The 13,959-nt window shown below is 67.2% G+C and carries 12 protein-coding genes; 7 read left to right on the top strand and 5 right to left on the bottom strand.

The window, feature by feature from the left end:
• Window positions 1-25: 25 nt before the first annotated feature.
• On the bottom strand, window positions 26-760 hold the full coding sequence (locus OG474_RS27135; RefSeq protein WP_405056399.1) for an ABC transporter permease: 735 nt from the start codon (window positions 758-760) through the stop codon (window positions 26-28).
• Window positions 757-1,671 carry an ABC transporter ATP-binding protein gene (locus OG474_RS27140; protein ID WP_405056400.1) on the bottom strand — a complete coding sequence of 305 codons (915 nt, stop codon included), beginning with the start codon at window positions 1,669-1,671 and terminating at the stop codon, window positions 757-759. The genes OG474_RS27135 and OG474_RS27140 overlap by 4 nt, the downstream gene beginning before the upstream one ends.
• A gap of 1,764 nt (window positions 1,672-3,435) precedes the next feature.
• Between OG474_RS27140 and OG474_RS27145 the strand changes: the two genes are divergently transcribed.
• Window positions 3,436-3,801: a VOC family protein gene (locus OG474_RS27145; protein ID WP_405056401.1), complete on the top strand. Its 366-nt coding sequence runs from the start codon at window positions 3,436-3,438 to the stop codon at window positions 3,799-3,801.
• A gap of 176 nt (window positions 3,802-3,977) precedes the next feature.
• A complete protein-coding gene (locus OG474_RS27150; protein ID WP_405056402.1) occupies window positions 3,978-5,747 on the top strand; it encodes a heparinase II/III family protein in 1,770 nt (589 codons plus the stop codon).
• A gap of 5 nt (window positions 5,748-5,752) precedes the next feature.
• Here OG474_RS27150 and OG474_RS27155 read toward each other — a convergent pair whose 3' ends face one another.
• Together OG474_RS27155 and OG474_RS27160 are read right to left on the bottom strand one after the other, a co-directional pair.
• A complete protein-coding gene (locus OG474_RS27155) occupies window positions 5,753-7,156 on the bottom strand; it encodes a glycosyl hydrolase family 18 protein (RefSeq protein ID WP_405056403.1) in 1,404 nt (467 codons plus the stop codon).
• A 249-nt stretch (window positions 7,157-7,405) separates the two neighbouring features.
• Window positions 7,406-8,047 (bottom strand): TetR/AcrR family transcriptional regulator, encoded by a 642-nt coding sequence (locus tag OG474_RS27160; protein WP_405056404.1) that lies wholly within the window; start codon window positions 8,045-8,047, stop codon window positions 7,406-7,408.
• Window positions 8,048-8,112: 65 nt separating this feature from the next.
• Here OG474_RS27160 and OG474_RS27165 point away from each other — a divergent pair, with 65 nt between their 5' ends.
• The 3 genes from OG474_RS27165 to OG474_RS27175 are packed head-to-tail and all read left to right on the top strand — an operon-like array spanning window position 8,113 to window position 11,148.
• Window positions 8,113-9,567 (top strand): flavin-containing monooxygenase, encoded by a 1,455-nt coding sequence (locus OG474_RS27165; RefSeq protein WP_405056405.1) that lies wholly within the window; start codon window positions 8,113-8,115, stop codon window positions 9,565-9,567.
• 52 nt (window positions 9,568-9,619) lie between these two features.
• Window positions 9,620-10,948, top strand: a complete 1,329-nt coding sequence (locus OG474_RS27170; protein ID WP_405056406.1) for a hypothetical protein — start codon at window positions 9,620-9,622, stop codon at window positions 10,946-10,948.
• On the top strand, window positions 10,945-11,148 hold the full coding sequence (locus OG474_RS27175) for a hypothetical protein (RefSeq protein ID WP_405056407.1): 204 nt from the start codon (window positions 10,945-10,947) through the stop codon (window positions 11,146-11,148). The genes OG474_RS27170 and OG474_RS27175 overlap by 4 nt, the downstream gene beginning before the upstream one ends.
• Here the strand turns inward: OG474_RS27175 and OG474_RS27180 are convergent.
• Window positions 11,102-12,178 (bottom strand): aldo/keto reductase, encoded by a 1,077-nt coding sequence (locus tag OG474_RS27180; protein WP_405056408.1) that lies wholly within the window; start codon window positions 12,176-12,178, stop codon window positions 11,102-11,104. The two genes, OG474_RS27175 and OG474_RS27180, sit on opposite strands and share 47 nt — an antisense overlap.
• A 129-nt stretch (window positions 12,179-12,307) precedes the next feature.
• Here OG474_RS27180 and OG474_RS27185 point away from each other — a divergent pair, with 129 nt between their 5' ends.
• On the top strand, window positions 12,308-13,159 hold the full coding sequence (locus OG474_RS27185) for a helix-turn-helix domain-containing protein (protein ID WP_405056409.1): 852 nt from the start codon (window positions 12,308-12,310) through the stop codon (window positions 13,157-13,159).
• Window positions 13,160-13,271: 112 nt separating this feature from the next.
• Window positions 13,272-13,865, top strand: coding sequence for a hypothetical protein (locus OG474_RS27190; protein ID WP_405056410.1), 594 nt, complete (start codon window positions 13,272-13,274; stop codon window positions 13,863-13,865).
• The last annotated feature ends 94 nt before the right edge of the window (window positions 13,866-13,959 follow it).

A 13,959-nucleotide genomic window follows, 5' to 3' on the forward strand; every position in this document is an offset into this window, starting at 1 on the left:
TATGCCTTCTCCAGTGCAGGTGCGATCAGGCCCGCGCGGTGTCGGCGCGGTAGCGGCGGAGGGCGATGAAGCCGAGGACGACGGTCCAGCCGAGCACCACCAGCAGGGCCTGGGTATCGACGCCGCCCGCGGTCAGCGCGCTGCGTGAGGTCTGGCCGGTCCAGTACGCCGGGGTCAGCTGGGCGATGTGCTTCATGATCGACGGCATCGAGTCGACCGGCAGCCACAGTCCGCCGAACGCGGCGATCAGCATCGTGGCCAGTCCGGTGATCGGCTGCACGCTGTCCGGCTTGGCGACGTACCCGATGACCAGGCCGATCGCGGCGAAGGGGAGGGCACCGAGCCAGGACACGAGTGCGACGGTGATCCACTGGGTGGCGCTGAGGTGGACGTTGCCGACCGTCATGCCGAAGAGGAAGACCACGATCAGCGGGGGAACCGCGATGAGCAGCGACAGGATGACCTTGTTGATCACGTAGGCCTGCGGCTTGAGCGGGGTGAGCCGGAGTGTCCGGTTCCAGCCGCCGTCGCGCTCGGCCGCGATCACGCCGCCGCTGCTCATCGCGGCCGACATCGAGCCGAACATCGCCATACTGACCATCACGTAGGCGATCGCGGAGATGCCGCCCTCGGCCGCGTCCTTGGGAATCGTCAGGCCGAAGATCGCGAACAGCACCAGCGGCATCAGGATCGCGAAGATCATCACACGCCGGTTGCGGAGCGTCCGGCGGATGTCGAACATCAAGTAGTTGCGGTTCATGCCAGGGCCTCTTCCCCTTGAAGTGCTGCACCGTCGCTGATCGCGAGGACTGCGTCCTCGAGGTCGGCCGAAGTCACTTCGATGTCGTGGGCGGGCGTGTTGTTCAGCAGGTAGCGCAGGGTGTCGTCGGAGTCGCCGCACTGCAGCAGTACGACGTCGCCGCGCGTCTCGACGTTGCGAACGCCAGGCAGGGCAGCGAATGCGGCCAGGTCGGCGCCGGGCACGGTGGCCCGGATGGTCCGGCCGGAGACGCTCGCCTTGATCTGCGCTGCGGTGCCGTCGGCAACGATCTTCCCGTTGCGCATCAGTACCACGCGGTCGGCGTACGAGTCGGCCTCTTCGAGGTAGTGGGTGGCGAACAGCACCGTGCGGCCGCGGGCCGTCTCGGCATGCATCGACGCCCAGAAGTCACGGCGGGACTCGACGTCCATGCCGGTCGTCGGCTCGTCCAGCACGATCAGGTCGGGCTGCGGGATGATCGCCATCGCGAACCGCACCCGCTGCTTCTGACCGCCGGACAGACCCTTCATCTTGCGGTCGTACAGGTCGGCGATCCCGGCCCGGTCCAGCGCTTCCTTCACCGGCATCGGCTTGCTGTGCAGGCCGGCCACCAGGTTCAGCAGCTCGCCGACCTTGGCGTCCTCGATGATTCCGCCGCTCTGCAGCATCACCCCGATCTGACCGTTGGCGATCGCCTCGGACGGCGTACCGCCGTACACCTGCACACTGCCCTGGTCCGGCCGGACCAGCCCGAGCAGCATCTCGATCGTGGTCGACTTGCCGGCCCCGTTCGGCCCCAGCAGTGCGACGACCTCACCGGCCCGGATACTCAGATCCACCCCGGCGACAGCCTGCACCGCCCCGTACTTCTTGGTCACGCCCGTCAGGCTGACCGCAGTCGTTGTCGTCATACCAAGAAGCCTGCGCCCACACCCCGCCACACCCCTCGACCACTAGTCACACCTCGTCCATGACATCCGTCAGCCGCCTCTCAGGGTCCCCCCTCAGGGTCCCCACCAGGGCCACCCCCTGTCGCCAGCAACACGTAGACCCACCCGTTCCGCCCGCCCCCGCCGCCCGCCACGCTCCCCGTCCGCACCACCACAGGTCCTTCCCGACGGATACCCCACCCGACACCAACCACCGCCCCAACGTCCGAACAACCGAAGACAGGGCCCTCCGATCCTTCGGACGTTACCCACGGCTGTTCCTAGCGTCCGAAGGACCCGCGGGCGTGGTCTCCGTTTCTTCGGACGTTACCCACGGCTGTTCCTAGCGTCCGAAGGACCCGCGGGCGTGGACTCCGTTTCTTCGGACGTTACGTGCGGCTGCTCTGGTTGTGGCCGGATCGCGGGGTGTTGGTGTGCCCCCGATTCGCGCCGTACCGGACAGGCCGGACACGTACCCGGTGGCTGGTCGCCGCGGCGGCCGATTTACTGAAGCGCTAGGCGGGCGTGGTCTGTGGCTGAGGGGGATGGCGAGGCCGGTGACCACAGTTTCGGCTGCTTGAGCTTCCGGGCTTCGGTTGCGGTCGCGGAAAACGAGGGGATCTCCCTGCAAGTTGACCCTTCTCCCCTCAATATTTGAGCAGAGAAGGGCCAACTTGAACGGATATCCAGCCAAATTTCCGCAGGCCAGGCAGCCGAGGCAGGCGACCCCAACCGCAGTGGTCAACCACGGCGGCGAGTCAGCTGACCGGCCTCCTGATCGTCGGGAGCAACCACCGCGACGGGGCAGCTACCAAGCCTCCTCACCGTCGGGAGCAACCACCGCGACGGGGCAGCTACCAAGCCTCCTCACCGTCGGGAGCAACCACCGCGACGGGGCAGCTACCAAGCCTCCTCACCGTCGGGAGCAACCACCGCGACGGGTCAGCTAGCAGGCCTCCTGATCGTTGGGAGCAACCACAGCCCGTCAGCCACAGGCGACGGGGAACCGCGGTCACCGGCCTCGCCATCCGGCCCAGCCACAGACCAGCCCAGCCACCCGTCCCTGTAATACCGGCCGCAGCGGCGACCAGCCACCGTGTACGTCGCCGGCCGAATCCGAGAGGTCGGATGGGACGAGCACATTCGGGACGGCGGGGTTCTTGCCCAGGCGAAGTCCTCAACCCTCGCGACCGATCACCCGTCGCGATCCCGCTCCCCAAACCGGATCGGGGAAGCGCAGCCCCAAATCGCAACAGGCTCCCCGGCAGTAGATCTCCGTGGATCTCGTCCGTCGACCCATCGGTGCGCCTTTGCGGGGAGCTGCTGTCGCTGGATGGCAGTGATTCCCCGCGAAGCGGCGCTTTCGCTCGCTGGGATGCGGCCGGACGGGTTGGCGAGTGGTTCGTCGCCGCTGCGGCCGGTTGCTGAGAGATGGGTGGCTGGGCCGGGCTTTGCCTGGGGTGGGTGGTGGGGATGGTGATCGAGGTGGCACGTTGCCTGCGGTTGGCGGGCTATGGCGAGGTTGGGGAAGGGCGGTTGGCGACCGAGATTCCCGTTGCTTGTGGTTTTTGGCGTGGAGGGGGTCGGGGAAGGCGCGGTGGGTGACGGAGGTTCCCGTCGTCTGGGGCTGCGGGTGGGGTGGTGCCATGTGTGACGGATTTGCCTGGGTAGGTAGTCGGGTGTGCTGGGGAGCTGGGACAGCTGGCAAGGTGTTCTGGGTCGCCAGGTCGTGTATGAGGAGGTTGGGTGAGTCGGTCTTTGGTTTTGAATGTGACGTTCGACTGTTTGGACTCCGAGGTGGTGTCGGGGTTCTGGAGTGCGGTGACCGGGTGGCCTCGGACGAAGGTGGAGATGCCGGGGAATCCGTTGTGGTGGGTGGGGCTCGAGGAGGGGTTGCATCTGGTGTTTGTGGAGGTGCCGGAGAGCAAGGGGAGCAAGAACCGGCTGCATCTTGATCTGTTGCCGGAGGGTGGGTCGCAGGAGATGGAGGTTGCTCGGCTGGTGTCGCTGGGGGCGCGCGTGGTCGACGACCGGCGGGGAGTTCTGCCGGGGAGTTGGGTTGTGCTGGCTGATCCTGAGGGCAACGAGTTCTGTTTGGAGGACGGTGACTAGCGGTTCCGGAGTGGTGCGCTCCAGTTAGGAGCCTCGTGCAACGGTGAAGCGCGGCGAATCCGTTCGGCTGGAGAGCAGCGGATTCGGAGGCACTGGTTGTGGGCGTTGGCGTGAAGAGCGTGGGGGTGGGCGTGGCCCTCGTGGTGGTGTGCGGGGCGGCGGTCCTGGTGCCACGAGTGTTGGCGGGAACCTCGGCGGGCGAGGGGGACGACTCCATCGTGATCGCGGCGACACCGCCGGTCGGATACCCGTGTCAGGGGTACAGCCGGATCGAGTCGAAGGTGCCGCTGACCGCGCTGATGAAGGACACGTTCGCCTGGGGCAACACCGCGCCGTACCAGGTGGGGAACGGTGCCGGTGACATCAAGTGGGACGCCGATCCGTATCAGAACATCAGCTGGCAGTTGTGGCTGTATTCGCTGCGCTGGCTGGGGAACGGCGTCAAGGCGATGGAGACCGGCGATGCCAAGGCGACCGAGCGGGTGCTGGCGATCGTGCAGGACTGGGTGCGGGACAACCCGTTCTCCTGGAAGGCCAACACGAGTGCGTCCGAGTCGACGATGCATCGGACGAATGTGCTCATCTGTGTGCGGCAGGCGCTGCTGAAGCAGCTGAAGGCTCAGGAGCTACCGGCGCAGTACAAGTGGCTCGACGAGGCGCTGCTGACGCATGCCCGCTACCTGAGCGACAACTGGAGCGGTGCGCACAATCACGGGACCGACCAGAGCATCGCGTTGCTCGGGGTGGGCTGCACGTACGGCCGCACCGACTTCATGCGGCTCGCCGCGCAGCGGTTGAACAAAGCGGTGAAGACCGCGATCGACGACCAGGGAACGAACAACGAGCAGGCGGTCGGGTACGCCGACTTCAACTACCGGCTGTGGGGACGCGCCTCGGATCGCTTGCGGGACTGCGGTGTCGACCCCGGGCCGACCATCGAGACCCGCCGGAAGGCCCTCGGGGAGTGGATGGCCTACGCCACCACCGCGACCGGGTACCTGCACCAGATCGGCAACACCGGCTCGGAGAAGCTGTCCAACGTCGCGGGCACCCCGATGGAGTACGTCGCGACGCAGGGCAAGAAGGGGCCGAAACCCCAGCAGCGGCTGGCGATCTTCAAGGCAGGCTACGTCTTCGGGCGCACCGGCTGGGGTGAGCAGCGGCCGTTCGCCGAGGAATCGACGTACTCGATCCGTTTCGGTGTCGCGCGCCGAGCGCACGGTCACGACGATCACACGGCGGTCACCTACAACTGGAAGGGCCACGACATCCTGATCGACCCCGGGTACGGCGGTCATCAGGCGGAGCCACGGCAGGAGTGGGCCAAGGGGCCGAACGCGCACAACGCGATGACCGTTCCGACCGCCCAGGCGAAGAAGTCGGCCGCCCGGCTGGACAGGTCGGACAGTACGGCGGACTCCGACTCCTTCGAGCTGTCCGACGAGCCCGCCGAGGGTGTCGACCGGACGCGAGACGTGCTGGTGCTCAAGGATCCCGACCTGATGATCACGCTGGATCGCGGTCGGTCGGGGAGCGAGCAGCGGTACGAGACGTTGTGGCACTTGCCTCCGGGGCAGCAGGTCTCGGTGCAATCGCCGACCACGGCCGTTGCCGCCAAGCCGGGCGACCCGTTCCGGACCCACCTGTTGCACATCCCGATCGACGGGGAGTCGGGGACGACGACAGTGGAGCAGGGGAGCCAGAACCCGCCGCAGGGCTGGTACTTCAAGGACATCTTCACGGTGTTCCCCGCGCCGGTCGTCAAGTTCACGCACAGCGGGCGGAACGCGCGGATCCTCTCCGCGATCGTGCCGGGCAAGACGGCCGAGCAGGTCAGCTACACCATTCGGCCGGACGGCGCCGACGTCGTACTGGATCTCGTCGTCGGCGCCCAGCGGGTCAGCGTCAAGATCACGCCGGAGGGGCGGCTGACCCGCTTACCCTGACCGAGTTATGCAGGCAGGGTCCAGAGCTGGTTGGCGCTTCCCGCGCAGTCCCAGATCTGCAGCCGGGTGCCGTCGGCCGAGCTCTGACCGGTGGCGTCCAGGCAGCGTCCGGACGAAGGGTTGCGGAGGTTGCCGTTGCTCTGGGCCGCCCAGGACTGGGCCCCGGTGCCGTTGCAGTCGTAGAGCTGGGTGACGGTGCCGTTGGCGGTTCCGGCTGCGGCCACGTCCAGGCACTTGCCGAGCGAACGGATCGTGCCGTCGGTGCTGACCGTCCAGGTCTGGCCGGTGTTGTTGCCACAGGTCCCCAGCTGTACGGCGGTGCTGTTGGCACTGTTGTTCCCGGCAACCGAGACGCACTTGCCGGCGATGCCCTTGATCTGACCGGTCGTACCGGTCGGCGGGGTGGTGGTGCCACCGGCCGCGTCGAAGATCGCGCTCACCAGCGACAGGCTGCCGGTGACGTCCTGGGACAGCTCCCAGTTCATGATGCCGCCGGCGTTCGCGACCGCCCACTGCGTCTTGCGCTTGATGGTCGGAATGCCGTTGTAGCACTGCTGTCCGCCGCTGTTGATGCAGTCGACCTGGGCGTTGGCGGGGTTCTGCGCGACGATCTGCGCGTAGGTCAGGTAGCCCGGGCGGCTGTAGAACGGGACGCCCAGAACGGTCTTGGCCTTCGGCAGGCCGCGGTTCTTCCAGAAGTTCGCCGAGGCGATCGACCAGTCGTAGTTGGCGTGCGGGCTGCCGCCGTCGTAGGCCATGATGTTCAGCCAGTCGACGTACCCGAAGACAGCGGGCTGTACGCCGTTCGCCGTGCCACCCTCGGAGACGACGGCCGCGGTGAGCAGCTTGCCGTTGGCGTGCAACGTGTTGCTCAGCTGCTGCATCAGCGCGGTGTAGTTGTTGCCGGAGGTGCCCGGGTCCGGGTACTCCCAGTCGATGTCGACGCCGTCCAGGCCGTACTGGTTGATGACACCCATCACGCTGTTCACAAAGGTCGTGCGGGCACCTGAGTTGCCCGCCAGCGCCTCGAACGCGGAGTCGTTGCCGTCGTTCCAGCCGCCGATGGCCAGCGACACCTTGACGCCGTTCTGGTGCCCGAGGCTGACCAGCTGCGACAGCTTCGAGGTGTTCTCGATCGCCTGCAGCGTCCCGTTGGAGTTCGGCAGCGCGAACGCGTAGTTGATGTGGGTGAGCTTGCTGTACTGGATCGCCGTCACGCTGCCGGACCAGGACGGCATGTACCCGACGCTCTTGAACCCGGCGGGCAGTGCCGCCGCGGCGTTGGTGGCGTTGGCGGCGGCCGGGGCGGCCTCGGCCTTCGGCGTGGAGGCGGTGGTTCCGATCAGTCCGGCGGTGCCGGTGACCAAGGCGAGTGCGGCAATCGCAATTCGACTTCGGGAAAACTTCATGGGGGCGGTTTCCTTTCGGAGGGGACCCCCAGGCAGCAGCCAGCGCACGGTCGACCGGCACCTTCTGGGGGCGTTGTTGCGAAGGTGAAGATAAGAAAAGATCTGACCGAAGTGCCGTTAGTTTCCTGCGTCAACTGAGTCGCGTCAAGACGTCACGGCAACCGAGAATGCGCATTCTCGGTACTCCCGGAAAACCCCGCTGGGAAAGCGGTACCGGGATGCCGACGGCCCCGGACAGCGTTTGCCGGGTCAGGTCGTACTGAGGGTTTTCAGACCTTGCCAGAGCAGGTCTTTGAGGGTTTGGGCGACCTTTTGCGGCGTCGGCGGATCGGTAATCCGGGTACGCCAGATGGCCAGCCGTTCGGTGGCGCCGGAGATCGATTGGGCGAGGATTTCGATCTCGTCGGGATCGACCTCACGGGTCGGCGGGAGATTGAGCCGGACCATCGCCGAGATGAGCTCGATGAAGGCGGCCCGGACCTCGTCCGTGGCGGCGGCCATCGGGCCTGCGGTGGGGGTGGTGGCGAGCATGCCTTCGTCGATCAGCACCGACCACGCCTGTGGGTGGTCGTCGAGGAACTGGAACCACGCGACGAAGCCGGCGTACAGGGCGTCCTCGACATCGGTGGCCGCCAGCACGGCGTCCGAAACGGTTTCGAGGAGCTGTGCGCGCAGGCGGGCCAGGCAGGCGAGGAAGAGACCGTCCTTGGAGCCGTAGTACTGGTAGATCAGCGGCTTCGAGACTCCGACCGCGGCGGCGACATCGTCCATCGAGGTGCCCTGGTAGCCGCGTTCGCCGAAGATCCGCTCGGCGGCGGCGAGGATCTCGCGTTCCCGGGCGGCGCGGTCGCGCCGGCGTTTCGGGGTCGGCTGCGCAGTGGTCGACGTCACTTGCGTAGCTTAACTGACTCCGAGTAACTTACTGGGAGTAAGTTCGCTCTCGAGGAGGCCGGCGCATGGAGAACAAGCATCGGATCGTGGTCATCGGTACCGGGTTCGCCGGGATCGGGATGGCGGTCCGCCTCAAGCAGGCCGGGTACGACGACTTCGTCGTACTGGAGCGGGCGAACGACGTCGGTGGCACCTGGCGCGACAACACCTACCCGGGCTGCCGCTGCGACGTACCGTCCCATCTCTACTCGTTCTCGTTCGCGCCGAATCCGGAGTGGTCGTCGACCTTCTCCCCGCAGCCCGAGATCGAGCAATACCTCCGCGACGTCACCGATCGGTACGACGTCCGCCGCCACATCAGGTTCGGTCACACGGTCGAGTCGGCGAACTGGGAGGACGGCCAGTGGCGGATCCGCACCGACCAGGGTGAGTTCGTCGCCCAGTTCATGCTCTCCGGGATGGGCCCGCTCGCCGAGCCGGCGGATCCGAAGCTCCCCGGGATCGAGGACTTCGAGGGCGAGGTCTTCCACTCCGCCCGCTGGAACCACGATCTCGACCTCGCCGGCCGCAAGGTCGCCGTCATCGGGACCGGCGCCTCGTCGATCCAGTTCGTGCCGGCGATCCAGCCGGAGGTCGAGGAGCTGCACCTCTTCCAGCGGACGCCGCCGTGGGTGATGCCGCGGCCGGACCGCAGGATCACCGCGACGGAGAAGGCGGTCTTCCGTCGCTTTCCCCTTGTGCAGAAGGCGGCTCGGACCGCGATCTACTGGGCGCGTGAGTCGATGGTGCTCGGTTTCGCCAAGCTGCCCGCGATCATGAAGCAGGCGCAGAAGGTCGCCGAGAAGCACCTCGAGCACCAGATCCGCGACCCGAAGCTCCGCGCGAAGCTGACGCCCGATTTCACCTTGGGCTGCAAGCGAGTGCTGCTCTCCGACGAGTACTACCCGGCCCTCGCCCGTCCGAATGTCGACGTCGTCACCGACGGGATCGCCGAGGTCACCCCGACCGGCATCGTCACCGACCAGGGCGTGAAGCACGAGGTCGACACGATCATCTACGGCACCGGCTTCCGCGTCACCGACCTCCCGGTGATGGACATGGTGCACGGCCGCGACGGTCTGTCCCTGCGCGAGGCCTGGTCGGACGGTATGGAAGCCCACCTCGGTACGGCGGTCGCCGGCTTCCCGAACTTCTTCCTGCTGATCGGCCCGAACACCGGCCTCGGCCACAGCTCGATGGTCTTCATGATCGAGTCCCAGATCGCCTACATCCTGGACGCGCTGAAGACGATCGACGCGCAGGGCCTGCGCGAGGTCGAGGTCCGCCCGGAGGTCCAGCACGCGTTCGTCGACGGCGTCCGGTCCTCGATGAAGAACACCATCTGGACCCGTGGCGGCTGCATGAGCTGGTACCTCGACGCCCAGGGCCGCAACACCACGCTCTGGCCGACCTTCACCTTCCGGTTCCGGCAGCTCACCCGGCACTTCGACGCGGACGATTACCAGACCCTCGCTATGTGACATCGTGCGTGTTACATTCGATCAGTCAGATAGCTGATCGGAGGGCGCCGCCGTGCTGGAGCTGCTGGTACCGATGCACGGCATCGGCGGTCGCGGAGACCTGCCGGTCCCGCTCTGGCTGGCGATCTACTCGGCCGGCGCCGCGGTGGCCGTCTCGTTCTTCGCGCTCGCGGCGTTCTGGTCCCGCCCGCGCTTCGAGCAGACCGGCGGTACGGCGCTCGCCGCGCTCACCCGTCTGGTCGATGGCAAGCTCGTGCGTGGCCTGCTCAAACTGGCCGGGCTGGTCGCTCTCGCCCTGCTGATCGGCGCTGCCTGGTTCGGCAGTGACTCTCCCGCGGAGAATCCGGCGCCGACCTGGCTCTACGTGTGGATCTGGGTCGGCATCATCCCGCTGTCCCTGGTCTTCGGTCCGATCTGGCGGCTCGCCAACCCGCTGCGCACGCTCTCAGGCGCGATCGCGAGCCTGGTACGGCGTACGTCGTACCGGCGTCTTCCGGACGGGATCGCGTATTGGCCGGCGGTCGCAGGGCTGGCCGGATTCCTGTGGCTGGAGCTCGTCTACCCGGACGCGTCCGAACCGATCGTGGTCGCTGCCTTCGTCACGGTCTACACGGTGGTGAATGTTGCCGCCGGCATCATCTACGGCCCGGCCTGGTTCGCCATCGGCGACTCCTTCGAGGTGTACGCCGAGGTCCTGGCGCGGTTGAGTCCGCTCGGCCGGGGCGACGACGGGCGGCTGGTGATCCGCAACCCGCTCGCCGGGTTGGCCACGATGCCGCGGCGGCGGGGGATCGTCGCGCTGCTCTGCCTGCTGCTCGGGTCGACGGCGTTCGACGGGATCTCGCGCTGGTCGGCCTGGACCAGCCGGACCGGCGAGCTGAGCCATGGCCAGCACCTGCTGGTCTACACCGCCGGGCTGGTGGTGGCGGTCGGGATCGTGACCGCGCTGTTCGTCTTCGCCGCCCGGACCACCGGTACGGCGGATGTCCGGCCGGGCGCGGTCGGGGAAGCCGGGCTGCCGGGTGCCTTCGTGCACTCGCTGGTTCCGATCGCGATCGGGTATGCGGTCGCGCACTACTTCTCGTTCGCGATGTTCCAAGGTCAGGAAGGCGTGCTGCTCGCGACCGATCCGTTCGGCCGTGGGTGGGACCTGCTCGGCACCAGCGGAATGCGGATCGACTACGCGTTCCTGGGTACCGGGGTGATCGCCGGCGTACAGATCGGTGCGATCGTGCTCGGACACGTACTCGGGGTGGTGTCCGCGCACGATCGCGCGGCAAGTCTGTTCCGTCGGCGGCAACTGCGGCAGGCGCAGTACCCGATGCTGGCCGCGATGGTCGCCTTCACCGCCGGCGGGATCGCGTTGGTGACGGCCTCATGATTCCGCTGCACATGGGCGGGGTGCCCGAGACCGCGATGGTGCTCGGGCCGATCCTGCTGATCATCGCCTTCGTTCGGATCGCGCGGCGGAACGAGGCCTCGGGGGACGCCGAGGACGACTGGGATGCCGACCTCGGCGACCTCCCGCCGGCTGTCAGCGAGGAACCGGAGCAGACTCGATCTTCAAGCCGGCCCGGGTAACGCTCTGCGTCATCGGCCGGCTCAGCATCTCGTGCGGGAAACCGAGCTCGATCGCGCTGACCGCTTCCAGCTCGGCCAGGTCCTGCGCGCTGAACTCCACGTCGAGCGCGGTCAGGTTCTGCTCGAACTGATTCAGGGTGCGGGCGCCGATGATCGGTGAGGTGACTCCGGGGTTCTGCAGCGTCCACGCGAGCGCCACCTGCGCCGGCGTCCAGCCGTTGCGCTCGGCAACCACCTTGACCACGTCGGCGATATCCAGCGCGCGTTCGGTCAGTGCGTTACCCGACGCGGCCACGTTCTTCCGCGTGCCCGCCGCGCCCGCCGTACCGCCGTCATGGTCGAGGTCGGCCCGCGTGTACTTTCCGGTCAGCACGCCACTGGCGAGCGGGGACCACGGGAGGACGCCGAGCCCTAGCTCGCGAGCCATCGGGATCAGGTCGCGCTCGACGGTCCGCTCGACCAGGCTGTACTCGACCTGCAGGGCGACGAGCGGGCTCCAGCCGCGCAGGTCGGCGATCGCCTGCATCCGCGATACCTGCCACGCCGGCGCGTCCGAGATGCCGACGTACAGGACCTTGCCCTGGCGGACCAGGTCGTCCATCGCGCGCAGGATCTCCTCGACCGGCGTGGTGAAGTCCCACGCGTGCAGGTAGAGCAGGTCGATGTAGTCGGTCTGCAGATTGCGCAGGCTGCGCTCGACCGAGCGGACCATGCTCTTGCGGTGGTTGCCGCCGGCGTTCGGGTCGGTCGGGTTGGTGATCATCGTGTACTTGGTGGCGAGCACGAACTGGTCCCGGCGGTCCTGCGTGAGCTGGCCGAGCAGCTGCTCGGAGGTGCCGTTGGTGTACATGCTCGCGGTGTCGACGAAGTTGCCGCCGCGGTCGGCGTACGTGTCCAGGATCCGCTGCGCCTCGGCCTTGTCGGTGCCCCAGCCCCAGTCCTCGCCGAACGTCATCGTGCCCAGCGACAGCGGCGAGACGCGCAGACCGGACCGGCCGAGCAGCCGGTAGGTGTCAAGTGTGGTGCTCACTGAAGTCCTTCTTTCCGTGTGGTGTCACCACCTTCGTCTCGACCGTCACTAGGTGTAAGGGAAGGTTCATCCTGGGACTGGCCTTCCTAGTCTCCGAAAAGATGGGCCTACCTTCGTATGGTTGTCGGCATGACCGTTGACGTGGCTCAGGAACTGGCCGTCTTCCTCCGCGGCTGCCGGGAGCGGCTCGCGCCTGCCGAGGTGGGGCTGAGCCGGCCGGGCCGCGCGCGTCGTACGCCGGGATTGCGGCGCGAGGAGGTCGCGGAGCTCGCCGGGGTGAGCGTGGACTACGTGATCCGGCTGGAGCAGGGTCGCGGGCTGCGGCCGTCGGGCGAGGTGCTCGAAGCGCTGGCGCGGGCTTTGCGGTTGACCGATGACGAGCATGCCTATGTGTTCGATCTGACCCGGCAGTGGACCCCGGTACGGCGTCAGTCGCAGCCCGACTCGAGTTCGCTGGCGGCGCTGGTCCAGGCGGTGTCGCCGCTGCCGGCGATGCTGATCAACCACCGCTTCGACGTCCGCGCGTGGAACCCGGAGCTCGAGCTGCTGATGCTGAACTTCGCCGACGTCCCGCCGGAGCGGCGCAACGCGATGATCCTGTGCACGCTCGAGCCGGCCTTCTTCAAGTACTACACCGACCGGGAGCGGGTGATCCGCGAGGGCATCGCGGACCTGCGCGCGGCGTGGGCGGCACACAGCGACGACGAGGAGCTGGCCGAGCTGGTGCGGATGCTGTGCGCCGAGAGCCGCGAGTTCGCCACGCTGTGGGAACGGCGTGACGTCAAGGTGAAGAGCACCGGCCGCAAACACCTCAATCACCCCGATGTCGGCCGGCTCACGGTCGAGTACGACGTATTGACGCCGCTCGGTGATACCGCGCAGCGGCTGATCGTCTACCGGGCCGTCGACGCGGCATCGCAGCAGGCGTTGGACCGAATCGCCGCGATGGTTGCCCAAGGCGACCGTGCCTTGGCCGGCTGATTGCCCGAAGGTGCCGACCCGCGGAGGTGAGCCAACCGCGGATGTGGTGCAGCCGTCTGTCTCCCCGACGGCATCAATAAGTACGGAACCAACAACTCGGGGGAGTGGACCAATGCGAAAGATCATCAGTGGTGTCGCGGCAACGATCGCGGCCGGCGGGATGTTGCTCGGGGGCTCGGCCCTGCAGAGCAACGCGGCAACGACTTCTACCCAGCAGGCGGCGTCGTCGGCGGTGAAGTTCAAGACCCGCTACTTCGACTGTTACAGCTCGACGGGCTGTCTGGCGAGTGCGGAGGTGCCGAGCACCTGGCGCCTCGTCCAGCCGACGCCGTACGACTTCAAGTTCCTTGGCCAGGGCAACCAGTTCGTCAAGTTCAACAACACCATCGGTGGCGGTGACCACACCACCGCCGTACAGATGAAGCTCAAGCAGAAGGCGCTCAAGGGCACCAAGGGCCTGCACATCGTCAGCATGGCGACGAAGACCCTGAAGTCGAACACCGGCATGGGCCCGCTCACCGCGAGCACCATCGTCTACACCTACAAGAGCGGCAAGACCACCCGCTGGGTCGCCACCCGCTACCTCGGCACCTACGGCTACGACCAGGCCACCAACGAGATCACCGTCGCCGGCTCCCCGAAGAACGCCAAGTTCCTCGGCACCGTCCTGGCCCGCACCACCTACAGCCTCTACAACGGCGACTGACCATAACCCCAAGCCCCGGGCAGCCCACCAGGCTCCGGGGCTTGCTTTTGATAGTCTAGGTAGACTGGTAGAGTATACAGGGTAGAAAGGTCGC

The organism is Kribbella sp. NBC_01505 (assembly GCF_045040285.1).
In the GTDB taxonomy this organism is placed as follows: Bacteria; Actinomycetota; Actinomycetes; order Propionibacteriales; family Kribbellaceae; genus Kribbella.